Source organism: Microcoleus sp. FACHB-831 (genome assembly GCF_014695585.1).
GTDB lineage: Bacteria > Cyanobacteriota > Cyanobacteriia > Cyanobacteriales > FACHB-T130 > FACHB-831.
Map to the genome: position 1 here is coordinate 21,943 of NZ_JACJON010000069.1, position 25,770 is coordinate 47,712.

Here is a 25,770-nt window from a genome sequence, read left to right on the forward strand (position 1 = left end):
CGCATTTCTACTACAAACGCTATCTGGGGCTGTACTAGGTTTTAGAAAAATTGCGTAGTTTTACGGAGTTTCCTTTGCTATCAGTGAAGACTATTGATATAGGTCTTAATGGGTTGCAGCTGGGAGGGAGAAACCAAATACCAATCCTAACCAGTAGACGATTCACAGAGGAGCGATCGCCCCTCTTCTTGCTTCGGCAAAGTAAATTTCCTTAATCATCTAGCTCTGAAAACTTTAAGTAAAATTTATCATGTAATATTATGTCGCTAAATTTAGTTTTAAACCCAGAATTTTATTAAAATATATTCGACAGCCAAAATTGTCTGTTCTAAGCAGTAGTAATTCTACTAATAAGCATACTTCTCATCTGAAGTATTTAGGTAAAAATTCAGGGATAAAGGCAATGAATGAAATTACTTTAACGTGGACAGAGAACCGTTCGGTGAAAACACAGACCATCCAAGACCAACAGATCGGCAAATACCCTGGAACTGTACGGATTGGTCGCGATCCAGCCCGATGCGATATTATTCTGCCCGAACCAACAGTATCCGGGCTGCACGTAGAAATCTTTTTTAACCAGCAGCAAGGCTGCTTTTTCTTGCGGAACCTGCGCGAAAGCAATCCGCCGATGGTAGATGGGAAAAACATTATCAAAGGCGAAGCCCCCTTGCGACAGGGTAGCACTATTTATTTAGGACAAATGGAACTTAAAGTTCTTGCTGTAACTCTTGCCTCTAATGGCATTCCTGCAACAATTGTAATGCCGCAATATCAAGGGCGGGGTATTAACCAGCCGTTAGCCCCAGTTGCCCCGGCTTATGGTTTGCAGTGCCCCAATCACAAATGCGGTAAAAGTTCGCCCTATGCGCTGGTGAATTCAGGGTGTCCTTGGTGTGGCACATCTCTAGCAGCGGCAGCAAGTATTTTAATGGCTCCCGCAAGCCCTTAATAGTTCGTGTTGGAGGGGCGAGCGATAAAAATAAATATAAATTCCCCAATTGTGAATTATGAAAAGGGTAGTTCCCCAAATGCAGCATTCATAATTCATCATTTACCCCCACTCCCGACTCCGCCTCTTCCCCTCAGCCCTAACAATAAGCGATTAACCCGAAGCGACATGAATCCAAGTTCTATACAAATTCAGCTGAGTTGGGAAGAACCAGCAACCGGAGAACGACGAGAACCCACGCTATCGCTCCCAATTGCTCTGGGAAGAGAGTTTAATCAAATGCCAGAAGAAGTGGGGGGGCGTCGCGTCGCTAGGATAATCCTCAATAGTCTTGAGGTGTCCCGCTTTCATGCCCTGATTGACGAGGGGCAGGGTGGCTTGGTTGTAATTGACCAAAACAGTAGTAATGGAACGTTAATCAACGGTCAACGCCACAAGCAAAGCGTGCTAGCTAACGGCGACACGTTGCAAATTGGCCCGTACCAAATGAGCGTGAGGTTTGCCGCTCGTACACCAGCACCAGCGTCGCCTCCCTCTGGCAATTCGCAGATTTTCTTTAACCCAGATACGGGGATTCCAGACCCCAGAGCAGCCCAGCCTCAAGGGGTAGCAAGACAAGTACAAAGCAGCGGTTTTCCGCCGCAGTCTTTTCAAGCTATTCAGGTTGAGGTGCAAGACTTGCATGCGACCGGGCTACCAGTGGAGGAGTTTGACTATGCAGCAATTGGGGCTGGCTTGGGTAGTTTTATTTGGGCGGATTTGCTGAGAATTTGTGGGGTAAAGCGTCAGCAGATTGTGGCGCTAGGCATGGAGGAACAGCCTTATGCCCGTTACAAACGACTTTGCCTAAATTCCCAGATTCCCTTGCACGAGAGGCTGCGGTCTAATTCTGATTCGTGTCCGGATAATATTTGGGGATGGCCTAGTTATGCGTTGCGCGAGGCGTGGCGAGATTTCTTTAGTGGGAAGGTGGGGGATTCGTTTAAATATTTGTGGCAGGTATTTGCTGAACCGACGTTTGCCCAAACTTATACGCCGCGTGCTGGGAATGTGTTTGATTCCTTGGATAGAGAGGCGAGACGGATTGGGTGGGAGCAGATATTTCGCTATGCTAGGGTGCGGGCTATTTGTAAAACTACTGATGGGCGTTACGCGATCGCCTACTCCGGCCAAGGGCCGCGCAACTATGCTTTTGTCATAGCCCGTAACATCCACATAGCGACTGGCTACCCAGCAATTCAGTTTTTGCCAGATTTGCAAGCCTACCGGGAAAAAACTAGCGATTTTAAGTCTGTCGTGAATGCGTATGAAGAGCATAACCACGTATACGAACACTTAGAACGCAACGGTGGAACCGTGCTGATTCGGGGGCGGGGGATTGTGGCTTCGCGGATTGTACAACGAATTTATGAAGCGCGACACAAAAACAAGAATATTGCATTGCTGCATTTGATGCGATCGCCCAAACCCCAAGGGAACAAATTCGGTTCCTCCCAGCGTCAGGTGGAGAACCACTACGAATTTCAACCGTTTAACTGGCCAAAAGCCTGCTGGGGAGGCGAATTGCGCGTCATGTTAGAAAAAGCAGACCCACAAACGCGATCGCGTTTTCTGGCAGACTGGGGCGGTACTACGACAGCCAACCGCGCGGATTGGCGGCACATCGTCCAAGAGGGTCTAACTCAAGGTTGGTACAAAATTGATTTCGGTGAAGTTATAAAAGTTGAGCGCAACCCGCAAAACCGTCTGATTACTTACATCCAGGAGAAAGAGTTCGGGCAAACAGAGCTAGCAGCTGACTTTATCATTGATGCTACTGGCCTCGATGCTAAGGTGAAGGCTAGTCCGCTCCTTGAAGACTTGGCGACGCATTACAGCCTCCCCATCAATCAGCTAGGTCGTCTGGTAGTGGCAAACGATTTTGAACTCGTGGAAATGCGCCAATCTAGGGGGCAAATGTATGCTGCGGGTGCTATTACATTGGGCGGGCCTTACGCCGCCGTCGATAGCTTCTTGGGCTTGCAGTACGCTGCCATTTGTTCGGTCTATAGCCTTGCAGCCGCACGCGCTCCTGGCCTACACCGATTGAACGCCCTCAGTTCCTTTGGGCAGTGGATGAAGTGGGTGACTAACCAAGCTCCTTGTTAAAAACTACTTAGAGCTTAGCAATCAGTTTTTCAGCGCTAAGCTGAATTATTTTTACTTTCATATTTATATGTGTATAAATTCATGTTTTCTATAAAAAAGCTAGTTTTTATATAGCATAAGTTCATAATAACTTCAAAATTGGTACTTAGTAATATATAGATTATTAGAACTATCAATTAAAAATTTACAGTAACTACTATCTTCTTCATAGTTACTTTATGTTGTTCGGGTTATACTTGCTTAAGTCCAGCAAGACCGCAATTATAAATAACAAAATTAAGTAATTGCAGGGAGAATTACTGACTAAGTAACTGGCTGGGCGATCGCACTAACAACATTGGGGACAATGAGTGCAAATGCATAAAAATATCAACGAATCTTTGCCAAAATTCAGACGATTCAAATGCAGAGAATCAGAACCGGACAACACCTATCTACTGGAAGATTTGACGCTGAAGCTGTTAGCTAACCATTTGGGAATTGGTTGTATTGCCGATCCAGTAGAGGCCACTTCTATTTCTCAACTAACAGGGGTTGTGGTCGTGGGCAACTCGCATTGGGCGAGATGCCGCTCTAGTCTACAGGTGGGGAGGACGTATGAAGGGTATTTGCAGGACGCAAAACTGTATATGCTGCCCGAACTGAAGCTACAAAATAAATGATGCGTGCGTGCAATCAAATGGTTGGCGGCGATCGCCCCTCGTTCCCAAGTAAGTAAAAGACGTGGATGTTGAAGTAATGACAGCTAGTAACTAGCAAACAACAAATAGCAGCCAATAAAAAACGATCGACTCTATACAAAGCGATCGCAGCAGGAGTGGCTCGTAAAAACCGAGCCTCTGCATAAATGAGTTTTCTACAACCTTCTTGCCCAGCGGCTAGTCCGCCAGATGGTAAAAAATAAAACGCTACCAATCAACGCCCCAAGGTTCCATTTAACAGAATTTTTGAGCAGGGCAAAGCGCTGATTCGAGCGAGCTTCTTCAGCTTTGGTAGGTAGCTCCTGCTTAGCAGTAGCAATTCTGGAAAGGATTTCGCTTTTCAGTTGATCCGGCTTCTGGCTATCGACTGGGATTCCTATGCGATTCAGTTCGATTGCAATAGTCTGTATGTTTTCCGGCGTGCCTTGGTTTACTTGCGTTTCAATCTGCTGTAACTGGGACACTTGTTGCTGAAGCTGGGCACTAATTTGGCTGTTATTTTGGTTATCAATCCGTAAAGTGCCCGAAATTCCCAAAGGAACCATTAAGAAAAATAACAGCCCGAGTAGTAGAGATAGCCAGGATAGCCACTTCAAGCCCGCCTCTTCCACTCCTGTTCGGTCATAGTCTTCGGCAAAAAACACCAGAGCAAAACCCAACAAAGGAACCACCACTCTTTCAACCAGTTTTCCCACCGTCTGCAATTCCCACGCTGGGTTCATAAAATCTGGCGGTACCAAACTGTCAATGGTATCAACTAACGAAAAAAGCAATAAGCCGTAGCCCACCCAACGCAGAGTATGTATGTAGCGCCCTTTACTGCCTTCAAATTGACTCATAGCAATTTTGTCATTTCTCAAAAATCATTTCTCAAAAATCATTTGTTTTTGCTTGCACAACGCACGCAAATAACACGTGACAAAACTATGGTGGCGGGAAGTTCGACTGCCACCAGCGATACCAGGAAACCCAGGCGGTTTCCAAAATTTTGTTAGCATCCGCAGGGGAAGCAGTCTCTAAAGAAGTGGACAGCAAAGCCCACAAGCAGCGCCGATCCAACAGTTTTTGTTGACCCAGCAACCAAGGCAGTATGCGGCTAAAATGCACATCGTAGGTATTGTGGTTTTGCCAGAACTGGTCAAGCGTCACTGTACTACTGCCACGTGGGTTGATACAGGCACTTAAGTATGCTCGCTTTTGAGTAAGCCAAAGACCATAAAAACCAACGCCCTGCTGCTGACGCATTATCAGTCTACTAGGTGACGACTTGATAGCAGCATGGTTTTCCATAAAGCTTTTGACATTTCCATGCGTGTCAATCGCATATCGCATTTCTATATCTATAGAGAGGCCGTTTTGCCGATATCCATACTGCCTGCCGGCCTTGACGGATGGATCTTCTTTAGTCAGTTGCAAAGGGGCGCTATTCACCATCTCCCATTGCGGTAATTCGACGGCGGCAGGGAAACTAAAGGGGGTTGGGGTACGGTTCCCAATGCCGGGATAGAAAATTGAAATAGCCACAGAGCAAATGACAGCGATCGCGATCGCCCCCAGTAGGAAAATCCTAAATTGTTTCCAGTGCGTTATGCCCATCAGCACTTTCCAGGGTCTTGATTTTCTGGTTCGTCTCGCAGGATCGCAAATCGGCAAAATACCCCGAAAAGCAATACAGCGATCGTAGAAAATATCAGGGAGCCATTCCCCGTATGCCAGTAGGTAAAAGCTTCCATATTAGAAAACGATACCAAAACAGCCATGAGGGCTACTCGCACCCCGTTCACCATAAATGATAGTAACGGTGCCACAATTAGGCAGGCGATTTTTTGTATCCAGTTAGTGGGGAACATCAACAAAAATATCATGGCTATTCCCAACACCTGAAACAAGGAAGTGACGCCACTACACCCAGCAAGTACCTCTACGCTACCGTTTGGCAGGCTTAGAATAATTCCTTGGCGATTTACTTGAAATCCTGCATACCAAAGGATAAACCCAGCAAATTTAGCCGTTAATAAATTTAGATCGATAATTCTTAATAGCAATGTGGGAGGAAAGGCTATAAAGCCAAGGATGAGCAGCGATTGCCAATATTGCTTTAATCCCCTTACGCCAGAAGCTAAAAGAGCCAGGCTGAAAGCTGAAATGAAAGGCGATAAGCGGAGGAAAGGGTCATAACCAGAAATAAATACACTTTTGAGGACTAAGAAAGCAAGGAGCGACGCACCAAAAAAGCTGGAGAAAACCCCACTCTCCAACTTAAGTTCCTCACGTTTATCCCATACCAGGGTTGCCGCAGCACCCCAAAATAGAAAACTCGTGCTTAGTAAGTCAATATTTTCGGCTCTTCCTATCAAGTTCAGGTGAAGAGCTATTAAAGCTGCTGCTATACCTACTAGCCAGAATTTTGGATCTTCTAGCCAGACTTTTGGATCTTCTATGCGTTTGAGCCAGTTCATTCTTTATATTCCTAACCCCTGTTGACATTTTAAGCCACCGAACTTGCAAAAAACGCAGCGACCAATCTATCTGTTGTCACCTGCACGCTGGGGTCAGGGTTAAGAAAGTTTAAGCTAGATAAGCTGTTCCTTATAATTACAAGCCAAAATTCTTGAAGCGCACAGTTTTCTTTTTGCCTTTTGGCTTGCTTGGCAGGTGGAGTGATGAAGAGGGTGTATGTATTGTTGGAACTGTCTACTAAATACGAATTTGTTGGATCTAGAGGCTATTACGCGATCGCAATAGCCTACATATCACCAGAACGTCAAGCAACTTTTTAGTTTTATTGCTCCCGACCAGGCAAACTACCCCACACTTATTTGAAGCGATGATAAGCGTCGTCTTAGCTATATGGGGGGCAGAAATGCCAGATCCCTCTTGCAAACAGCAAGTTTCTTAAGCGTTTTTGCGATTCTTGCGGCGACGAGCTGCCATTAGTCCTCCGGCTCCCAACGCTATACCGCCCATTGTGAATGGCTCGGGAACTTCTTCTGCCTTCGCTGTCACGCTGAAATCGTTGAAGTCTTTATCGCTAGCGCCGCCTATCGTATCTTCAAAGGAAAGTGCCACTGGGCCAGCAAACGGATTAGCTGAGGTAAGCTTTTCATAGCCATTAAGTTTTTTACCTTCTACTCCTCCTTGTGAACCAAACACTGACTGTTGGCTACCACCCCAAGGATTCAGGCTATTTGTCGAGTATACAGTTGGTGCCATATTGCCCCAACCCATGCTTACCAAGCCGAGCGAGTAAACTTTATTAGCCAAAAACTTGAAGGAGACTGTGGCTGGCGTACTTGCTACCTTCGTCGCATCCCCATAAGTCGCTGCCTTTCCAAAGGTTCCCTTCCAATCCGTAGAACCCTTGTCTGACCTCATAGTTTCAGTAAATAGGGCACCATTTTTTGCTTCGCTTACTTTTGTTCCATCTACCTCGAAAACTTTCAAGGTTGACTGAAACGAACCGAAGGATTGGTTGAACGTAAAGTTCACGAGTGTATCGTTTGCAAACTTAATTCCACCATTGCCAAACGTGAAGGCTTGGGCGGGAGCCGAGACGCTCAACATAGCAGTTGCAGCGGCGGCGGTGGCGGTCAGGCTAGCGAAAAGGTGGTTTTTCATTTTGGTTTTTGCACTCTCAGCGATGAACTACTTTACTTAATCGAACCTGCACATATACGCCGGACAATCTATTCTTGCTATTAGCCGATTGAAGAGCGTTGCAGAACTTGTTTTCTTGCCTTCTTCCTTGATATTCGATTTACATCTTTTCTGTCTACAATTTTGGTAGTTCTTGTTTCAATCTTTATTCAAGGCGTGTATTTATAAATTTTCAAAATTTATTCGCCTTATTAATAATGTTTGCTTGAGATTTATAGTTTTACATCGGTAAATTCCTCAGTTCTTAATTACAAATTTTAACTGTAAGGACTAAATTGCATAGATTTGAATAGCATTTTCACTGATCTTTTTTTTTTGTAACGCAGGTATGATCTGGGTTTCACGGTTGTAGCGCGATCGCCTTACCCAATTACACTGAGAAAAAAGTGCTTTATTAGTAATTTTACGGAGGGTAATTACCGTAGCTGATTAGAAAATAGGAAATCACCTGCATTTAATGTTCTGTATTGCTGTAACTATAGTTTTGGGTAGTTAGCAGGAAGTAGTTGAATGTGATTTTGCGAGTATTTACTGAGGTGTATTTGATATCAGATAGAGTAGGATTTGCTGTCGGATTAGTCAGCATAGGCAACGAGACTAACCCTCTATCTGCGGGTAGAACAGTGAAGGGTTAAGTTTATAATGCTGGGAGAAAATCTAAAAACAGGCGATCGCGATCGCGCTTGAAAAAAGATATAGAGCAGGCGATCGCCTTAATGCCCATAGCTTCTAATAATATTTATTTAATAATGTCTCAATCTTTTCAGGCGTAAAAGGGCGATCGCCTGCGCGTAAAGTATCTATCCAGCGTAGCCGTTGTAATCTTTTCTCATCATTGTCAGCCCAGAAGTCTACAAATGCCTGAAAGTCCGCAATCGCTCCTTCGATATCGCCACTTAGCGCTCTAGCCAGACCTCGGCTATCGCGAATCCCTACATTTTCAGGGTCAAGAGCCACAGCGTTTTCACAGGCATACATGACATCAGCAGCATACCCATGCAGGCTACCGAACCAACAGAGGTTGGTTCAAGAGTAGGCAGAAATTTCCAGCATAGGCTCGAGCTTTTGTGCTTATGCTAAGGTGGCGATCGCTTCTTTGACTTCGCCCTTTTTTGCCAACATATTTCCCCTGCCTCCAGCCTCAAACAGTCGCAACGCTTTAACACCTGCTCGTTCTATTCTGGTTCCTTCTTGTGCTTCTTTAAGTTGGTGCTTTGCTTTCTGTTGTGCTTGAGATAATATGTGATTAGAACTTACGCATTGACAAAAGCAAGAATATGTGCGTCAGAGAGGAAGCCTGATTCAGGGAACCTTTGTGAGCCAAAAAAGACTGTCTGGGGTGGATAATACCTAAGTTGTGCCATATGGGTATCAGCTAATTAGAACGACGACTAAGCCATCTACAGCTAAGTGTGACCTTGAACTCTACACTCTATTTCTTCTGGCAGAAACGAAATATCCAGGCTGTACGCGCTTGGCAGAAATTCTAGAAGGATTGTCTCATGATAGTGTCAACCGTTTTCTGTTGCGGGAGCGCTATGAATCAAAAGATTTGTTCGATGAAGTCAAGCTATATATTGATTTAAGAGGTGGCACATTAAGTGGAGATGACACGATAATTGATAAACCTTACAGTGACCCATCATTGACAAAATTAATTGGGTACTTTTGGTCAGGGAAGCACCATCGAATAGTCAAAGGGATTCAGCTAATCACGTTATATTACACTGACCCATCAGGTAAATCAGTGCCTGTGAACTATCGCATTTATAACAAGCAGGAGGGCAAAACAAAAAATGTCTATTTGAGAGAAATGATTACAGAAGTTTTAGGCTGGGGATTACAGCCAAAAATGGTGACCGGAGATGCCTGGTATTCCATCCGTGAAAACCTGAAATTCCTGAAAGAAAAGGATTTGGGGTTTCTCATGGGGATTGCTAAAAATAGAAAAGTATCAATCCCTGGTGGTGAGTTTACCCAAGTTAAAAATCTAGAAATTCCTGAACAAGGTCTGGTAGTACATCTCAAAAAGTTTGGGCAGGTAAAAGTATTTCGGAGAATCTTCAAAAACGAAGCAACTAGATACTACATCATGTACCTCCCTAATCCTGATGCTACTGTGGCAATTACCAGAGAAGAATTTAAGCAATTCCATTCAATCCACTGGGGAATTGAGTGCTACCACAGAGCTATTAAGCAGTTGTGTGGTATTGAGCGATTTATGGTGAGAACAACTGAGGCAATCTACACTCACTTTTTTAGCGCTATCCGAGCCTTTACACAACTAGAGTTGATGCGGGCTGAAGAGTTAATTGAAAATTGGTATGAACTACAGAGAAATCTGTCCCTTCGAGTGGCGCGTGACTTCATACTGGAATACCTCAAAAAGAAGGTGGGATTAAATACACAGAATTTAGCTTCTGTCAATGCGTAAGTCCTATGTGATTAGCTTTTCTTTCTGCTTCTAGGGCAATTTGCACTTCTCGCTTGTCTAATTCTTGGCTAGCAGCTAAAAATTGATAATCGCGATCGCTCAAGCTTTTCCCATTTGCCCAAGTCAGTGCGTCCTGTAATGCCTGTCCTCGCAACAGACGCGATTCATCCTCACAATTGGCAGCTACCCAAGTTGATAACGATGAGGCATAAGGTCGCAGATTCTCTAATTCCTTTTCTACCCAAGCCAAATTAAAAATAGACTCGTAAATGCGGTTGTAAACTGTTAATTTTCCTTTATGCCGAACAACTAACCCTGACAGCCGTAATTCTTTTTGTTCTGGGCTGTCATCGGCTGCTACTTCTTTTTGTAAAATTAGTTGATACAGTCCTAGTAGCCGACTGGTATTAGAGCCACTTCTGAGGATGCGATCTCGTATTGTTTTAAGATGTTCTGGCTCATCTTGCGCTTCCCAGTTCTGGAGTACCTGCGAACGTACCAAATTTTTAACCTGCTCTCCCGATCTACCAGTGCTGGGTAAATCTGAAGAATTAAGCACAAGCTGACAAATTTTCTGGGTGAGAAATGGTTGTCCCCCCGTCCAGTCTAAAACCTCTTGAAGTACATTCTGAGGATTGCTTGCTTTCGTCGCCAATCCCTGAATTAATGACTGCGATTCATCTAACTTAAATCCACTTAACTGAATTGCTCGACCAATATTAAACGGCGTGCGATTTTTATCTTGAATTAAATCTGATGGCGTTGCTACTCCCAACAATGCGAAGGTTAAGCGCCTGTATTCTGGGTGGTCGGCTCGTTTGTTATAGCACGATCTGATAAATGCAAAAAAGTCATCAATTGAAAAATTTAATCCTAAAAGACTATCAATTTCATCTACAAAATAGCAAAATTTTGAGACACCTCTGTTAGCAACACCTCTGAGATAAATTCACTCAATCGTTGGACGGGGGAAAGATGATCGCGATCGCGCCACCAATTCCTTAAACTCACCTTCAGTTTCAAGCTGATAACTAACCTTTGCACAACACCCGCATACCACTGTTCTGGGGTAATATTTTGGCTACCAATCGCCGTAATATCAATAGCAGCACAAGCAATACCCTCAGCTTCCAGCCTTTGCATAGTTTGCACCCGCAAGCTAGACTTACCCATTTGCCGCGAGTTCAGTACATAACAAAACTCTCCAGCCTTTAACCCTTGATATAAGTCTCTATCGGCTTGCCTTACCACATAGCTAGGAGCATCAATCGGTAAACTACCACCAACTTGATATTCGTAAACCGAATTATTTGCCGTACTCATGAGCTAGATGATTTACCTACCTGAGTGCTTAAAACAAAGTGGTAAAAAGGGAAAATATTTTTGTTTATCAGTTTGAAAACAAGCGCAATACTTTTCCATTTTTCCTTCTTTTACTTATCAGTTAGCGTCCAAACTCCTCCATCCCATTTTTCATCTGAAGGTGGATTGGCAATCCAATCCTGACAGCGCTCTATATGGCTTCTTGATGCTTTATCTTCTCCACAAACGTTTTCAACTTTTTCAAACTCAGCTAAAGCTAGTTGAAATTCACGCTTCATATAGTACTTGCGCCCTTTACTGTAATGCTCTATCACCAGCTGCTTCTTATCTGAAATAGGCTCATCAAGTAACCCCAGTACTTCATAGATAGACACGGCATCATTTTTACCTTTGACCTTCACGCGGTCAAGCTCTCTAGCCCAGATAAAATCGGCACATGATTTATAAGTACTTTCGCTAATAAGGATATCAACACCGTATTGCTTACTGGCACCTTCTAAGCGAGAACAGAGATTTACAGCGTCACCTATAGCAGTATGTTCCATGCGCCGGGACGAGCCAATATTGCCACTAATAACTTCCCCAGAATTAATGCCAATGCCAATTTTAATAATTGGCTGATTTGCAGCAATACGAGGAGCATTAAATTCGGCCAAACGATGGCGCATTTCAACTGCTGTTTGCACCGCCATCCACGCATGATCTTCCAAGGGTAAGGGCGAACCAAAGACTGCCATAATCGCGTCGCCAATGTATTTATCTAGCGTACCTTTGTTCTTAAACACTGCATCTACCATCGACTCAAAATATTCATTAAGCATCTTTACCACTTCTTCTGAGTGCATCCTTTCTGTCAAAGTGGTGTAGCTACGAATATCTGAGAACAAGATAGTAACTTCCTTTTTGTCGCCGCCTATTTTAGTACCGCCATGTTTGAGTAACTGTTCCGCTACTTCCTGGCTCATGTAGCGGTACATCATATCCTTGATGCGTTTTTCATCGCTAATGTCTTCTATCACCACCAAAACACCGCTGATCCTTGTGGAATCGTTGGCATCGGCAATAGTGTTTATTGACAAATTAACATTATGTTTTTCGTCGCCCCCTGAGTCTAAAAGTTGTTCCGGGTAGTATTGCTGGCGGCTTTTTTCATCTGCTGCTGTCTTAGCTGCCTCGAACCATTCTGTTAGTTTATTTTCTTCAGGCTTGCCTTTTTCTTGTTGTTTTTCTGCAATTCGCACTAGCTCTAATACTGATTGACCATCTAGGTTTTCTTCCTGGGTAAAGCCGAGTAATGCCTTTGCTCTTTCGTTAACCGCGATAATTTTGCCTTCCTTATTAGTGTAAATTACGCCATTGGAAAGGCTGCGAAGAATATCTCTTTGGGTTTGTTCTTGTTGCTTGATTGTGTCAAACAGTTTTGCATTTTGTAGAGCAACACCCGCTTGAATGTTAAATGTCTGCATGAATTCCATGTCACTGCGATTAAAACTCGCTTTCCACGCTTCGGGTGCATTAGGCCAATCTTCTGGGTTGTAGGGTGGAAAATCGCCTAGTTTCTTTTTATTGATTAATTGGGTTACTCCAATCAACTCACCACTTGCATTAAAAACGGGCATACACAACATACTACAAGTACGATAACCCGTCCTCTGATCTGTTTGTTTGGAAGTCTCTGCATTAGGATGGTTATACAAGTCAAAGGGTATAATTAATGGCTGATGAGATTCGGCAACTTGGCCTGCAAACCCTGCTGTTCTTGGGATGCGGATTTCTTGCAATACTCCGGCAATAGGGATTTTTGTCCATAGCTGATTGCGATCGCTGTCTATTAGCCACAGCGTACTCCTATCGGCATTCATTAATTTTTTCGCTTCATCCATCACTCGTTTGAGCGTTTCTTCTAAATCCAAACTGCTCTGACTAAGCGAACTGGTCGCTTTCATTAGTGCATCAGCGGCGCGTTGTTTCTGTGCTGCTTTGTCAAATGACTGGGAACTTTCCAAAATCAGCCGAATTGATGGAGCAAATTCAAAAAATCGTCTTTCGTCTTGTAATGTAAACCCAGATTTATCTATACGTTCTGCTAAGTCGATTCCTGAGCCGGCAGTTAATTTTAATTTATTGATTAACTGTACGACCGCAACTATTTTTTCCCGCTCGTTCACTAACGGCAAAGTCAGCATACTATACGTGCGGTATCCAGTTTTTTGGTCAAATTCCTTTGTCCCTGTAGAGTCTGGATCTTCATACAGGTCGTAGGGAATATTCACTACTTTCTTGGATGTTGCTGCTCTCCCTGCATACCCTCTAGCAGTGCTAATCCTTATCTCTAAAGAACCGCCACCCTCGCCTTTGGCAACAAGCGACCACAGTTCATTTTTTTCTTCGTCAAGTAAATACAGCGTTGTACGATCGGCTTGAAGAATTTGACCAATTTTTAAGGTTAAAGCCTCTAAAAGTTTACCTAGCGTGCTTTCCTGACTATCGTCGTTAATTAGGTCAATTGCTTTTATAAATTGCTGAAAATCTGCTGTTATATCGTCTAGCGAACTGATAAATTCATCGACTGACAAATCTTTGACTTTGTGTGTCAAATCTTCTATACTGTTGACATTATTCAGAAGTTGTTTTTGTTTCGCAGAGGTGGCAATTTCAATAGAGGTAGTTGGTTCGGAAACAGCTATATCATCGAATTTGGGATGTATCTCTAAACGAGTATTTTCCAGCCAATTTTGGTTAAATATAGAGGCATATATCCGGTTATAGACAAATAATTTATCAACCCTTTTCGCTACTAACCCTGATAAAAGCAATTTGTTTTGATCGCGACTGCCATCTGCTGACACTTCGCCTTGTTGTAAAATTTGCTGATAAAGTTCTAGCTGCGTGCGGCTTCGGAAGATGCGATCGCGTATTGTCTTAAAATGCTCTGGCTCATCAGTCACTTGCCAAGTCTCAATTATCCGCGAATTCACTAACTGCCCAATTAACTCTGATTCCCTACCCTCTGAAATAAAATCTTCAGAATCAAATATCAATTTACACAGTTTTTGGGTAAGCAAGGGTTGTCCGCCAGTCCATGCCAATACCTCTTTTAACACTAGCTGCTGGTTGTTAGCTTTTTCTACTAATCCCGGCATTAAAGGCGAGATTTCATCCAATTGAAAACCATTCAACTGAATCCCTCGACCGATATTCAATAACCTGCTGCCTTTATATAAACTCAAATCTTCGGTCGTGAAGCTGCCAATCAGCCCCCATGTAAGGCGTTTATATTCCGGATTTTCAGCACGACGTTGATAGCAATCTTGGATAAAGGTAAAAAAATCTTGAATGTCGAAATTGAGGCTCTTAATACCCTCTATTTGATCTACAAAAATAACTATATTTTGTGGAATAGCTGTCAGTAGCTTTTCTACAAACTCCCTCAAGCGCTGCACCGGGGGGAGCGAGTTGTTGTTAAGTAGAGCTTCGAGGGGCGATTCGAGCCACCACTCCCTTGCATCGACTCTTAACTCAAAACTGTTCGTTAGACTTCTCACGATGTGGGCGTACCACTGCGCTGGGGTGAATTGCCCTTGTCCAATCTTCTTCAAGTCAAGCGCACCACAGGCGATGCCCGATTCTTGCAGCATCAGCATGGTTCGCACGCGCAAGCTGGATTTACCCGTAAAAGGCGAGTTGAGCAGATAACAGAACTCTCCAGCCTTTAAAGCTTGATAGAAGTCTGAATCCGCCTGTCGCACCACGTAGGTAGGGGCATTAATCGGCAGAGTGCCACCGACTTGATATTCGTAGGCGGAGTTTGGTGCTGTGTTCATGGCTAGATGCATCATAAGTGTTGCAAAAATACAGCTTACAAAAGCGATCGCAGTGCGATCGCCCATTACTTTCTGGGCAATAGAACCTGTGAATAGCAGGTTTCCAAATTGGATGTATTTATATAGTGTCTTAAGCCAGACTGTGTTTGCAGTGTCGAAAATTCTAAAATACCGAAGAAATGAAAATTTCTACAACTAAAACTTTTGCAGACATTTCTCCTTGCCCCTAGCACGGGCGATCGCTGCGCCAATCTATGACGAAATTAACTCAAACGCCTTCCTCCACCCCCTCTTTGTCAACTCAATTTCAACATAAGTAACGCCTTTTGCCAACCGTTGCATTCTCTGCATCTGCTAACCCGCCACTTTAGGAGTTGTTTTCTAGGTTTGCAGCCGACGTGATTTTCGCATATTCTGAAGCCTAGCAGTTTTCAAGTAATTTGTTTGAGCGAGGAAAAATCGACTGCGCCAAAGTTAACAATTAAAGCAATATTTAAATTCTCTAGCGATTTGACCAACCATCTAATTTCATCTATTGCCTGATATTCATAGTGGTTAAACAAGATAGAAAACCGTTTTTCCAGATGAGGCTTGGCTTTGTGCGATAGCAGCACAATTTTAAGCAACAAACCCATTGTCGGTATAGACCCAATATTAGAAATTAGGTCAATAAATACATAAGGGTTTAGGCGATTCGGACTTTCTACTACTAAAAAATTAAATAGGTGACTGCAAGTTCGCACCAGCAGAAAGTCATTAACTTTCTGAAAATCGCTTTCAGGAAATGTATTTTGCAGATACTTATACAAACGCTGATTAAATTGAGGCTTGCCGTAATCTGGCTCGATTGAAGCAATCAAGTATTTGTATAAATCCTCTTTAAAGGCTCGGTATGATTGAGTCTGGCTGCTGTGAGTCAGGAAACTCTGAGCCAAGTCTCGATATGTATACGAACCTTCAACTTTGCCCATAAATTGCTTGAGAGCAAGATATAGTTCGCGATCGCCTAATAAAGTAGGATTTGTTACGGGCTTGATAATCTGCGTCGCAGCGGGTGAAGAATTCTTACGAGCCAGTTCAGTTCGCCGCGCTAAGTAAGTGACGTACTTCGACAGATTAATTTCAAATTGTCGCTGCCTTTGGGCTTGAATTTGCTGTACAGTTTGTTGATGTTCGTAAGAGCTATCCTTATTTAGCAGACAATGGGCATACAAATAGGGATATCTACTAATTAACAAACCAAGTGAGGAATTGCCGCTTTGCTTATTCTTATCTGGAGATTTATCCATAACTTGAACTAAGCGTTGCAGAGTGAGATATTCCTCGCTTGAGGCAAATATCTGCACCAATTCCTGCAAGCGGCTAATTGAGCGATTTCCTAGCACGTTCGGTGCCGCTTGGCTAACCAGATAGCTGCGTTTAGTGGATGCACCCTCTGCACCAAAGGAGTATGGGAGAATTTTAAATAGTGCCACCAAATGGGCGATCGCTGCTTGTTGTTGGGCGTGTATTTGCCAACGGTTTACGAGTATGTGGCAGCACCGATTAAGTATATACTTAAACTCTTGTTCCGCTAATTTAGAGGCGGTAATTCTTTCTAAAGCTGCGGTAATCTGCGGTTCGGGGTAGTCTTTCCCATCTATAAATAGTTTGCGAAATCGCTCTATTAATTGGCTAGGCGACTCTCTTTGCACCCAATAAAGTAGGTGATTGTATAATATCTGCGCTTCTAAGCTCGTGTCTAACTGCTCGGCATCTTGTGAATTTTGATTTGATATATCCGCCAGCGTTTTTTCAACCCAACTGAGATTAAATACACTTTTATAAATGCGATTGTAAGCTTTCAATTTACCCAATTGTTTAACAATTAAACCGGACAACCTCAATTCCATTTGCTCTGGAGTGTTACTAGCTGTAATTTCACCCTCCTGCAAAATTTGTTTATAGAGTTGCAGCACACGTTCGACAGGCTGTTCGCTTTTGAGGATGCGATCGCGTATTGTTCTCAAATGCTCCGGTTCATCGGTTGCTTCCCAATTTTCTATCAGGTGCTTGAGCGCGATTCTCTCAACATACTCTTGAGAATTTTGGATTTTGGTAGTTCGATTTTGGATAAATTCTAAATTCAGCTGCGCGATCAGAAGTTTACAAAGCTTCTGGGTGAGAAACGGTTGCCCACCCGTCCATACCAATACTTCTTTTAGCATAGCTATAGGGTTCTGCGCGATCTGCGCCAATTTATGAGCTAAAGGAGTCGCTTCATGTAATTGAAAACCAGTTAATTCGATGGCTCGCCCAATGTTAAATCGCGTGCTGTAGTTTGTTCCAGCCATCAAATCAGATGGCGTTGCTACCCCCAACAAAGCAAAAGTAAGACGCTTGTATTCAGGTCGATCGGCACGATTGTTATAGCAAGACCGAATAGCCGCAAAAAAATCATCAACTCGAAAACTTAAGCTTTTGACGCTATCAATTTCGTCTATAAAAATAGCAATATTTTGGCTAATTTCTGCCAGCAACACTTGTTCGATAAACTCGCTAAATCGCTGGACGCAAGACAGATGATCGCGATCGCGCCACCAAGTCCGTAAGTTCACCCCCAGCTTAAAACTGCTCACCAGCCTTTGTACAATACCCGCATACCACTGCTCTGGTGTAATCTGCTGGCTGCCAATTGCTGTAATATCAATCGCCGCGCAGGCAATACCATCAGCTTGCAGCCTTTGCATCGTTCGCACCCGCAAGCTAGACTTGCCCATCTGCCGCGAATTGAGTACATAACATAACTCCCCAGCCTTCAACCCCTCATAAAGTTCCCCATCTGCCTGTCGCACTACATAAGTAGGTGCATCAATTGGCAAACTACCGCCAACTTGATAGTCGCAGACCAAGTTTAGTTGTGTATTCATGTTGATAGATGCATCTGGTTTGGGCTTCGACATCACACAACCCAAAATTGAGGATTGTTTTCCCCAATCTGGGTTTTTCTCAAGTAAATGTGGGTAATCGCAAACCGTCAAGTGGTACGAGGTTGGCGCGTGAAGTTTTTTACATGGGCTAACCAACTCTGAGGCGATCGCGGAAATACTGATAGTACAAATCGCATCTAGGACTGCACTCATTCCCTTGCAGCTTCACCAGCCCCATACTGTGCAGCTTAAACCCTTGCACTGACTCTAATCTCACTCCGCCGCTCTCGGCAACTACCTCCTTCATCGCCGCTGACAACTCTGGATGCTGTTCTAAATTCCACAAATGCCGCCGCAAATGGTCGCCGTAAAGCCCCGCTTCCGTCGGAGCCGTTTGCAATAGTTGCTCTAAAATAATATCCTGCCGCCTAATATGATAAAGCGCCAGCCGCACTAAATAAGGGTGTCCGCCCACCATTGCCATCAGTTGCTCGACTTGGACGTGTCCCCAATCCAGCCCGTGCGACCGTGCCAAGTTATACACCTGCTGCGGGCTAAACTCTGGTAACTCGATAGGCAAGCCCACGTTAAACGGCGATTGATTAATACTTAGTGGAATGTAAACTTCCGTAGAATGCACCACGACTAACCGCAGTTTTTTCCAAATATCGCGATTTTTGGCATCCTCGTGCCACGCCCGCAGCAAGCCGAAAAAGTCAGAGGCAATTTGGGGATGTTGGAAGACGCAATCTACTTCATCCAAGCCCAATGCTAAGGGAGTAGTTATATTTTCCAGCAGATACTCTTCAAAGTAAGCCGTGCAGTTATCTTTGCTGCCAAAAATCTCGTCCCAATAATCTTCTAACCGATTGGGCAAGCGCAGCCGCCGTCCGATGCTGGCACAAAACCACCGCAAGAATTTATCCAGATCGGCGAAAACTTTCCCATCTGCGAGTTGAAAGCTTAAAGGCACTGTTTTATAACCTTGCCTCTGCGCCTCATGCAGAATTCTCGCCATTAGGGATGTTTTGCCCATCTGTCGGGGTGCTTTGATGCGGATTAGCGAACCTGGGTGCAAAATAGTTTCGTAACAGCGCGATTCGATGGGCGATCGCTCTACATAAAAGGCAGAAGCCACGCTTACAGATCCTTCTGGCAATTCTGGAAGGGCAGCAGGCTGGGGCTGGTCTTCGCTAGGGGCGATTTGCTGGAGTCTAGCGGCTAGGGATTCATTTTCCCCAGTCTCTAGTTCCCAGTCCCCCGTCTCTTCTTTTGCTAGCAAGCTCAAAACTTCTTGCACGATTGTGGAAGTGTCAGCAGGCGATCTGCGCTTCGCAGCAGCGCTTCGCTATCGCCACTCGCGCTGCTGAATTCTATCCAAGTAACCGCGCAGGTTGTAGTTCAACAGCGAATTCAGCGGAAAATTTACCCGCACTGGCAAAATCGCAGGCTTGCTGTCCTGTCTTAAATCCCGCAACTCTTTAGCCCGTCTTACTTCCTCTGTTACCATTTCACTGGCAGCAGATTTTTCAGACAGCAGCAGCAGCAAATAATCGCAACGCTTTAATTCCGCATCGATGCGATTAGGCCATTGTTCTCCTAGTCGAATACTCTCTCCAGCCATGAATGCTTCGTGTCCGGCTGCTGTCAAGGCTTGGTAAAACTCTCGCGCAAGGGTGATCTCTGGTTGTTGGGCGCGGTAAGAGATAAAAACTTTTTTATTGCTTGCTGCTTGCAACCTGGTGGGGAGAATCTGGTAGGCTGGCACGGGTTCTTGAATCCCCTTTATTTCAATCCGTGATAGGGATTATTGCAGAATTACCCCCGCCCAACAAGTCTAAGGCTGATAGCTATTCAGCTTGTTATGCCGTTTTGGTTTTTGGAAGTTCAGGCGGTAGGAAGTTTCAGAACTTCAACTCCACAATCCTCAACCCAAATGGTATAAATTGGCGAGGGTGCTGCTTCCTCAACGCTGAAGCCAATCTCTAGAACTGACGATACCGCAGCAAAGCCGCTGACGCAGTACATCAAAAACCCCACTTCCCACAGATTTGGCTACCTAACTTTTTGCCGCTACAGCTTTACCTCATCAGCTTTAATTAGCGCTGGATTAAAAGCAGCGTATAGTTTTCGTCGGCTGCTTTTTTTGGCGTAAAGGCTATACATCTGCGATCGCAATTGCGGATAAGGCGCCCCCTCCTTTAAGATTTGACGGCAGTGCTGCGGAGTCGCGATCGCGATTTTCGAGTTTAGAGTTGCCTATTTAGAGTTTCTCGCCAGGATGCTTTTCGATTAGGGTTGACGGTTCTAACACAATCTATGAGGAGATTCAGCTTTTTGAGACTAACTTCCACAATGCGATCGCCTTTTCCATCGGTGATATGACTAATACGAGGTTGGGTGAGGATCAATTACGTCTACTTTACTACTAATGCGTAATAGTAATCAGCTGCTGACAAATTCCCGCTTGGTAATTACAAATTACAGACCCGAAGTAGGTATATTAAATTATGTCTACCTGATTTTTTGATTTTTATGTCACAAATTTTACCAAGTTACCACGAGCTAGAGATCCCAACTCCAGTCACTAACAGCAGTTCTCTAGAACAACTGCCCAAAAATCCTTCGGTAGTATGAGGCTAAATTATCTCTTAGGGGTAAAGAATGTTACGTGATAGGTAATGGATTTACAAAAATTAATTTTTCTTTTGGTAATTTCGACAGTGGACTATGAACTATAAACTCTTAGCTTACAGGCTGTAGATTTTGTCTTCGCTCAAAGTTCTGGGCTTTGCCCAAAATTTCAAATCAAGGTGTGTCTAGTCTGAATAAGACTTAATTTTGATAAGCATTTTAGTTAACCTACAAATTCCATGAATTCTTCTTTTCTGAATCAATCTTCTAAAACAGCCCACATTCTCGTTGTGGATGATTCTTCCGATAACTTGTTTTTAGTACAAACTATTTTGGAAGAAGAAGGATACGATATTACTCTGGCGGAAGATGGGCGTTCGGCACTGGCAAAAATTGAACAATCACCGCCAGACTTAGTTTTATTAGATGTGATGATGCCGGGGATGGATGGCTATGAAGTCACGCGCCGAATTCGCCAAAAGGCCGAGTTGCAGTTTATACCGATATTGCTGATTACAGCCTACGATCAGCCCAGCGTGGTAGAGGGATTAGATATTGGTGCGGATGATTTTATTCGCAAGCCAGTGGAAGTAGATGAGTTGTTGGCTAGGGTGCGATCGCTCCTGCGTCTAAAGTACGCTATTGACGAACGCGAACAGATTGCCCGCCAGCGAGAAGATTTTGTTTCGTGGATGACTCATGACTTGCGGACGCCGATAGTAGCAGCTGAACGAATGCTAGCTCTGTTTAAACAGGGAGCTTTGGGACAACTGTCCGCACCAATGCAAGAAGCGATCGTGACGATGGATCGCAGCAACCGAAACTTGCTAGCAATGGTGAATACATTGCTGGAAGTATATCGCTATGAAGCGGGTCGTAAAAACCTATTATTTTCCCCCGTTGATTTGCGACGGCTGATTCAGGAAGTTGTCGAAGAACTAGCTCCTTTAGCAAACGAAAAAAACCTGGCGCTTCAAGCGCATTTCGAGGAGAAAGTTGACGGTAAAGTAGTGGGCGATCGCTTGGAACTCCATCGCGTTCTCACCAACTTAATTGGCAATGCTATCAAGTTTACAGATAAAGGCTCGGTTGATATCCGCCTGGGGGGTGCCAACAATCCTTCCGGGGTAACAATTGAAGTACAAGACACTGGCCCTGGTATCGCCCCAGAAGACCAAGCCATGCTATTTGAAAGATTTCGCCCCGGCACTCACAAGCGTTCGGGTAGTGGTTTGGGACTGCATCTATCTCGCAGGATTTTAGAAGCCCATCAAGGCAGTATTGACATTAAGTCAGAAGTGGGTAAGGGTACTTTGTTTACGGTTCGCCTCCCTGCCCATAAATAGGGTTTTGAGTTCTGAGTTAATAAACTGCGAACAAGGCAAAACTTTAAAAGGAGATAAGAGGGTGCTAGCGCAATTTGCAGTTGGTGACATACTAGGTAAGCAACGTCGGTTTTTTGAAACTGGAAAAACCAAAGATGTCTCTTTTCGGTTGGAACAGTTGCGGCTTCTAAAGCAAGCGATCGCCGACAATGAAGCAGCGATTCTTCAAAGTTTACAAGCGGACTTGAATAAACCAGATGTTGAGGCTTATCTAGGTGAGATTGGATTTTGCTTATCAGAAATTAGTTATGCGCTGAAACATCTGCGATCGTGGACAAAGCCGAGGAAAATCTCGCTACCCGCAATTCAGTTGCCTGGTAGCGCAGCGCTTTATTATGAGCCTTTGGGCGTTGTGCTGGTCATGGGTGCTTGGAACTATCCGTTTCAACTGGCAATTGCTCCTGTAATCGGCGCGATCGCTGCTGGAAATTGCGCGATTGTAAAACCTTCAGAACTTGCGCCAAATACATCTCGTCTAGTCGCCGATATTATCAAAAAATACTTTAACCCCGATTTTGTTACCGTAGTTGAAGGCGGTGTGGAAACCAGCAAACGCCTTCTAGAACAAAAATTCGATTATATCTTTTTTACGGGGGGTACTGAAATTGGAAAAATTGTAATGGCGGCGGCGGCAAAACATCTGACCCCGGTAACGCTGGAATTGGGAGGTAAAACACCTTGTATCGTTGATGCCGATACTCATTTGGAATATACAGCTAGAAGAATAGCTTGGGGTAAATTTATGAACGCAGGTCAAACTTGCGTAGCCCCAGATTATTTGTTAGTAAATAAAATAATAAAGCAGGATTTATTAGAAGAAATCAAAAAATCCATTCGCGAATTCTATGGAGACGATCCGGCGCACAGCCAAGACTATTGCAGGATTATTAATCAAACTCACTTTAACCGACTTAGCGAACTGCTCAAAAGCGGTGAAATTGTTATTGGTGGAGATACGAATCCTGCTGATAGATACATTGCCCCAACTGTAATTGATGGGGTTGATAGGGAAGCAGCTGTGATGAAAGATGAAATTTTTGGGCCGATACTTCCAGTAATTGAATATACAGATTTATCAGAAGCGATCGCTCTGGTCAATTCAAAACCTAAACCGCTAGCTCTCTATTTCTTCTCGCGGGATAAACAAAAACAAGAGAAAGTTTTGCGGGAAACATCATCTGGTGGTGCTTGTATCAACGACACTGTTATGCAGTTTGCTGTAACCGATTTACCCTTTGGTGGCGTTGGTGCCAGCGGCATAGGTAGTTATCATGGCAAGGCGAGTTTTGAGACGTTCTCCCATCAAAGAAGCGTTCTCAATAAATCTTTTTTAGTAGATTTCAAGTTGAGATATGCCCCATATCAAGGCAAGCTGGGGTTCCTCAAGCGACTGATTAAGTAATCCAGGCGATTACTAGATGCTTTGGTAGCAGCGCCTCTATATATAGCGCTTTTACTGGGCATCCATACCCTCGTCCATATTCATACCTTGATTCCGCAAGGCCAGATTTCCACTTCTACCCCTAGAAGAAATCGAATTTGAACTAAGTTAAAATTTAAAAATTTTAAGCGCCGTCTGGGGTTAAGTGCGGTACGGCTCTAGCTGTGCTTCCAGAGGCTTGGCAAACTCTATTGTTGTGCGCTAGTAAAGGTTGCTCCTTACGGTAGGTGATCCTTAGCGATCGCCCTAAATACGCCTTCCTTGCGCCTTAGACCGCAGGGTCAATGAAAACTTCTATCAGAGAATTTAGTATGAGGATTACATTAAAACATTTATAAGGATTAGTAAGCACGCAGAATAAAACCTTACCCGGGCTGCTGCATGCATATTAACTTTTGCCTTATAAGGCTTTCAATGCGTAGCTTATGTGATCCATCTCACCCTAAAACCCATGTTAGCATCACTTGTGCAAAAAGCAAACATCACCGCCATCAACTCCCAAAAATTCAATAATAATTCTGGAGCGTATGTTAGAGGTTCAATGACAGTGGTTCGTGAAATTGTTCTAAAAGCACTCAAAACTGGCTATCTGACCATTGAAGCCGAAGAGGAACTACGGCAGCAATTTAGCAAACAACATAGCTTGGCAGATATAGACGCATTGGCACGCTTGCAGCGAGCCACAATAAATGGCTTTGTTAAGCAAGAGTCGCGTCAACTCAATCTAGGGTAATGTAAAAGACTGACATAGTAATTTAGCTTTAGGACTGAAAATCAAGAAGCTTGAAGCATCATATGGCAAGCCGCTTCCCTTGCTGGGTTAGGTCTGCATATAGGTAGCCTTTTGCCTTCTACAATCTTTATCCTTTAGCTCTTGTGATCCATGTCACCCTAAAACATATGTTAGCATCACTTTTACCAAAAGCAAACATCACCGCTACAAAATGCGAAAAACTGAATAATAATTCTGGAGCGCAAGTTAGAGGTTCGATGACAGTGGTTCGTGAAATTGTTCTAAAAGCACTTAAAACTGGCTATCTGACCGTTGAAGCCGAAGAAAAACTGCGGCAGCAATTTACCAAACAACATAGCTTGGCAGACATAGACGCCTTGGCACGTTTGCAGTGGGCAGCGATGAACGGCCTTCTGACGCAGGAGTCGCGTCAAACAGAGGCTCGGCTCGATATGTCGCTTACGGCGTAGCCTAAACGAGTAGAAGCTTATAAAAGCACGGTAATAATCAAAAAAGCGTGCGATCGCGAGGAAATTCCCCTCCCAAATCTTTACTTAAGGGAAGATCCCCCGCGATCGCGGGGCAAAAAAGGTCAGTTGGGTCACATACTATAGCGCTCTTCTGCCCAAGGCTCTCCGCGCTTGTGGTAGCCGTTGCGCTCCCAAAAACCAAAATCTTCGCGGTTTAGAAACTCTAGTCCGTTAATCCATTTAGCACTTTTCCAGGCGTAAAGGTGCGGTACTACCAGCCGCAGAGGGCCGCCATGTTCTTCTGCTAGTGGCTCCCCAAAGAGGGTGTGTGCAAAAAAGTTTTCTTCCCGTAGAAAATCTTCTAGGGATATGTTGGTCGTATATCCGCCATAGCAGTGTTCCATGATATGAACAGCTTGGGGATCTATTTCCACCTGCTGCATAAAGTCTGTGACTTTCACCCCAGTCCACTGCACGTCTAGTTTCGACCAGCGCGTTACACAGTGGAAGTCAGCAGTAAAGTTGTGCTGGGGCATAGCCATGAAATCTGCCCAGCTAAAGGTTTTTTCTTTGGCTAGACCCCATACCCGCAGTTGCCATTGCTCCTGTATGATGCGAGGAGTCTGGCCATAAGTTAGGACTGGAAAACCCTTTGCTAGGTATTGACCTGGGGGGACGCGATCGCTCTCGGCGTTGCTTGATTTTTGGAAAAATTTTCCTAACATAAGTCAAGTAGTTGAGTTGTAGCGTTTTGTGGCGTTGTTGTGATTTGTTCTTGGTCGGTCGCCAAGCTAATTACTAATAAATAATGATCGATGGCCTGAGCAATAGTCTACATTCCATAGGTTAAACAGCGATCGCTCGTAAGTTACAGGTGCCGCGCTAGAGCTTCTAACTACCAGTTTTGCTATACTGACTCGCTTTGCTGATAATTCCCTACCTCTTAGTTACTAGCCTGTCTAATAGCTAATTTCGTTTAATTTTTGTGTATTTTGAAAGCTGCATTGACGAGCAGGCAATTGCCTGCTTGTCTGCCTTACCTATTATTATAGCAAGCAAAGCAAAGATTAGGACATAATAAATAGGAGTAACCAGGAGAAAAAAATGGCAGCTCCTTACAGCTATGACTTGAGAATAAAAGTAATAGAGGCACTCTTAT

21 protein-coding genes and 1 pseudogene are annotated in these 25,770 nt (G+C 44.1%); 8 read left to right on the forward strand and 14 right to left on the reverse strand.

Features of this window, described 5'->3' with window-relative positions:
• Positions 1 to 403 precede the first annotated feature (403 nt).
• The 3 genes from H6F77_RS22055 to H6F77_RS22065 all read left to right on the forward strand — a co-directional run bounded on the left by H6F77_RS22055 (position 404) and on the right by H6F77_RS22065 (position 3,762).
• The gene (locus H6F77_RS22055; RefSeq protein WP_190491079.1) at positions 404 to 952 is read left to right on the forward strand and encodes an FHA domain-containing protein; all 549 of its coding nucleotides are present in this window, start codon (positions 404 to 406) and stop codon (positions 950 to 952) included.
• A gap of 168 nt (positions 953 to 1,120) precedes the next feature.
• Positions 1,121 to 3,100: an FHA domain-containing protein gene (locus tag H6F77_RS22060; RefSeq protein ID WP_190491080.1), complete on the forward strand. Its 1,980-nt coding sequence runs from the start codon at positions 1,121 to 1,123 to the stop codon at positions 3,098 to 3,100.
• A 350-nt stretch (positions 3,101 to 3,450) separates the two neighbouring features.
• Positions 3,451 to 3,762 (forward strand): hypothetical protein, encoded by a 312-nt coding sequence (locus H6F77_RS22065; RefSeq protein ID WP_190491081.1) that lies wholly within the window; start codon positions 3,451 to 3,453, stop codon positions 3,760 to 3,762.
• 194 nt (positions 3,763 to 3,956) lie between these two features.
• Here H6F77_RS22065 and hpsJ-A read toward each other — a convergent pair whose 3' ends face one another.
• The 5 genes from hpsJ-A to H6F77_RS22090 all read right to left on the reverse strand — a co-directional run bounded on the left by hpsJ-A (position 3,957) and on the right by H6F77_RS22090 (position 8,415).
• A complete protein-coding gene (gene hpsJ-A, locus H6F77_RS22070) occupies positions 3,957 to 4,640 on the reverse strand; it encodes an HpsJ-like protein, cyanoexosortase A-associated (RefSeq protein WP_190491082.1) in 684 nt (227 codons plus the stop codon).
• 85 nt (positions 4,641 to 4,725) lie between these two features.
• On the reverse strand, positions 4,726 to 5,397 hold the full coding sequence (locus H6F77_RS22075) for a cyanoexosortase A system-associated protein (RefSeq protein ID WP_190491083.1): 672 nt from the start codon (positions 5,395 to 5,397) through the stop codon (positions 4,726 to 4,728).
• Positions 5,397 to 6,260: a cyanoexosortase A gene (gene crtA, locus H6F77_RS22080; protein WP_190491084.1), complete on the reverse strand. Its 864-nt coding sequence runs from the start codon at positions 6,258 to 6,260 to the stop codon at positions 5,397 to 5,399. The genes H6F77_RS22075 and crtA overlap by 1 nt, the downstream gene beginning before the upstream one ends.
• A gap of 436 nt (positions 6,261 to 6,696) precedes the next feature.
• On the reverse strand, positions 6,697 to 7,419 hold the full coding sequence (locus tag H6F77_RS22085) for a PEP-CTERM sorting domain-containing protein (RefSeq protein WP_190491085.1): 723 nt from the start codon (positions 7,417 to 7,419) through the stop codon (positions 6,697 to 6,699).
• 768 nt (positions 7,420 to 8,187) lie between these two features.
• The gene (locus tag H6F77_RS22090) at positions 8,188 to 8,415 is read right to left on the reverse strand and encodes a hypothetical protein (protein WP_190491086.1); all 228 of its coding nucleotides are present in this window, start codon (positions 8,413 to 8,415) and stop codon (positions 8,188 to 8,190) included.
• Between the two features lie 421 nt (positions 8,416 to 8,836).
• Between H6F77_RS22090 and H6F77_RS22095 the strand changes: the two genes are divergently transcribed.
• Positions 8,837 to 9,892 carry an IS701 family transposase gene (locus H6F77_RS22095; protein WP_190491094.1) on the forward strand — a complete coding sequence of 352 codons (1,056 nt, stop codon included), beginning with the start codon at positions 8,837 to 8,839 and terminating at the stop codon, positions 9,890 to 9,892.
• Here H6F77_RS22095 and H6F77_RS22100 read toward each other — a convergent pair.
• The 8 genes and pseudogenes from H6F77_RS22100 to H6F77_RS22120 all read right to left on the reverse strand — a co-directional run bounded on the left by H6F77_RS22100 (position 9,882) and on the right by H6F77_RS22120 (position 19,979).
• Positions 9,882 to 10,841, reverse strand: a complete 960-nt coding sequence (locus H6F77_RS22100) for an AAA-like domain-containing protein (RefSeq protein WP_375335964.1) — start codon at positions 10,839 to 10,841, stop codon at positions 9,882 to 9,884. The two genes, H6F77_RS22095 and H6F77_RS22100, sit on opposite strands and share 11 nt — an antisense overlap.
• Positions 10,787 to 11,215 (reverse strand): AAA-like domain-containing protein, encoded by a 429-nt coding sequence (locus H6F77_RS28945; RefSeq protein ID WP_375335960.1) that lies wholly within the window; start codon positions 11,213 to 11,215, stop codon positions 10,787 to 10,789. The genes H6F77_RS22100 and H6F77_RS28945 overlap by 55 nt, the downstream gene beginning before the upstream one ends.
• A 110-nt stretch (positions 11,216 to 11,325) precedes the next feature.
• On the reverse strand, positions 11,326 to 13,875 hold the full coding sequence (locus tag H6F77_RS22105) for a GAF domain-containing protein (RefSeq protein WP_514131598.1): 2,550 nt from the start codon (positions 13,873 to 13,875) through the stop codon (positions 11,326 to 11,328).
• Between the two features lie 90 nt (positions 13,876 to 13,965).
• Positions 13,966 to 15,105 (reverse strand): annotated as a pseudogene (locus H6F77_RS29015) (AAA-like domain-containing protein); the annotation flags it as partial.
• Between the two features lie 365 nt (positions 15,106 to 15,470).
• Positions 15,471 to 18,161 carry a Sll1247 family protein gene (locus H6F77_RS22110; protein WP_375335961.1) on the reverse strand — a complete coding sequence of 897 codons (2,691 nt, stop codon included), beginning with the start codon at positions 18,159 to 18,161 and terminating at the stop codon, positions 15,471 to 15,473.
• The gene (locus H6F77_RS22115) at positions 18,097 to 19,248 is read right to left on the reverse strand and encodes an AAA-like domain-containing protein (RefSeq protein ID WP_375335962.1); all 1,152 of its coding nucleotides are present in this window, start codon (positions 19,246 to 19,248) and stop codon (positions 18,097 to 18,099) included. Before H6F77_RS22115 ends, H6F77_RS22110 begins: the two co-directional genes overlap by 65 nt.
• Before the next feature lie 48 nt (positions 19,249 to 19,296).
• The gene (locus H6F77_RS28950; protein WP_375335963.1) at positions 19,297 to 19,716 is read right to left on the reverse strand and encodes a toll/interleukin-1 receptor domain-containing protein; all 420 of its coding nucleotides are present in this window, start codon (positions 19,714 to 19,716) and stop codon (positions 19,297 to 19,299) included.
• 119 nt (positions 19,717 to 19,835) lie between these two features.
• On the reverse strand, positions 19,836 to 19,979 hold the full coding sequence (locus H6F77_RS22120; protein WP_190491088.1) for a hypothetical protein: 144 nt from the start codon (positions 19,977 to 19,979) through the stop codon (positions 19,836 to 19,838).
• A gap of 842 nt (positions 19,980 to 20,821) precedes the next feature.
• Here H6F77_RS22120 and H6F77_RS22125 point away from each other — a divergent pair.
• The 4 genes from H6F77_RS22125 to H6F77_RS22140 all read left to right on the forward strand — a co-directional run bounded on the left by H6F77_RS22125 (position 20,822) and on the right by H6F77_RS22140 (position 24,611).
• Positions 20,822 to 21,928 carry a hybrid sensor histidine kinase/response regulator gene (locus tag H6F77_RS22125; protein WP_190491089.1) on the forward strand — a complete coding sequence of 369 codons (1,107 nt, stop codon included), beginning with the start codon at positions 20,822 to 20,824 and terminating at the stop codon, positions 21,926 to 21,928.
• 61 nt (positions 21,929 to 21,989) lie between these two features.
• Entirely contained in the window at positions 21,990 to 23,369 is a 1,380-nt protein-coding gene (locus H6F77_RS22130) for an aldehyde dehydrogenase (protein ID WP_190491090.1), read from the forward strand.
• A 490-nt stretch (positions 23,370 to 23,859) separates the two neighbouring features.
• Positions 23,860 to 24,141 carry a hypothetical protein gene (locus tag H6F77_RS22135; protein ID WP_242022443.1) on the forward strand — a complete coding sequence of 94 codons (282 nt, stop codon included), beginning with the start codon at positions 23,860 to 23,862 and terminating at the stop codon, positions 24,139 to 24,141.
• A gap of 167 nt (positions 24,142 to 24,308) precedes the next feature.
• Entirely contained in the window at positions 24,309 to 24,611 is a 303-nt protein-coding gene (locus H6F77_RS22140) for a hypothetical protein (RefSeq protein ID WP_309228903.1), read from the forward strand.
• A gap of 131 nt (positions 24,612 to 24,742) precedes the next feature.
• Here H6F77_RS22140 and H6F77_RS22145 read toward each other — a convergent pair whose 3' ends face one another.
• Positions 24,743 to 25,336 (reverse strand): sulfite oxidase-like oxidoreductase, encoded by a 594-nt coding sequence (locus H6F77_RS22145; RefSeq protein ID WP_190491091.1) that lies wholly within the window; start codon positions 25,334 to 25,336, stop codon positions 24,743 to 24,745.
• Positions 25,337 to 25,770: the final 434 nt, after the last annotated feature.

Bases quoted from the DNA above. Each gene is read 5' to 3' on its own strand.
- H6F77_RS22135 (WP_242022443.1), top strand. From the start codon at position 23,860: ATGTTAGCATCACTTGTGCAAAAAGCAAACATCACCGCCATCAACTCC.
- H6F77_RS28945 (WP_375335960.1), bottom strand. From the start codon at position 11,215: ATGAGTACGGCAAATAATTCGGTTTACGAATATCAAGTTGGTGGTAGT.
- H6F77_RS22140 (WP_309228903.1), top strand. From the start codon at position 24,309: ATGTTAGCATCACTTTTACCAAAAGCAAACATCACCGCTACAAAATGC.
- hpsJ-A (WP_190491082.1), bottom strand. From the start codon at position 4,640: ATGAGTCAATTTGAAGGCAGTAAAGGGCGCTACATACATACTCTGCGT.
- H6F77_RS22145 (WP_190491091.1), bottom strand. From the start codon at position 25,336: ATGTTAGGAAAATTTTTCCAAAAATCAAGCAACGCCGAGAGCGATCGC.
- crtA (WP_190491084.1), bottom strand. From the start codon at position 6,260: ATGAACTGGCTCAAACGCATAGAAGATCCAAAAGTCTGGCTAGAAGAT.
- H6F77_RS22055 (WP_190491079.1), top strand. From the start codon at position 404: ATGAATGAAATTACTTTAACGTGGACAGAGAACCGTTCGGTGAAAACA.
- H6F77_RS22075 (WP_190491083.1), bottom strand. From the start codon at position 5,397: ATGGGCATAACGCACTGGAAACAATTTAGGATTTTCCTACTGGGGGCG.
- H6F77_RS22085 (WP_190491085.1), bottom strand. From the start codon at position 7,419: ATGAAAAACCACCTTTTCGCTAGCCTGACCGCCACCGCCGCCGCTGCA.
- H6F77_RS22060 (WP_190491080.1), top strand. From the start codon at position 1,121: ATGAATCCAAGTTCTATACAAATTCAGCTGAGTTGGGAAGAACCAGCA.
- H6F77_RS22125 (WP_190491089.1), top strand. From the start codon at position 20,822: ATGAATTCTTCTTTTCTGAATCAATCTTCTAAAACAGCCCACATTCTC.
- H6F77_RS22110 (WP_375335961.1), bottom strand. From the start codon at position 18,161: ATGAGTGCAGTCCTAGATGCGATTTGTACTATCAGTATTTCCGCGATC.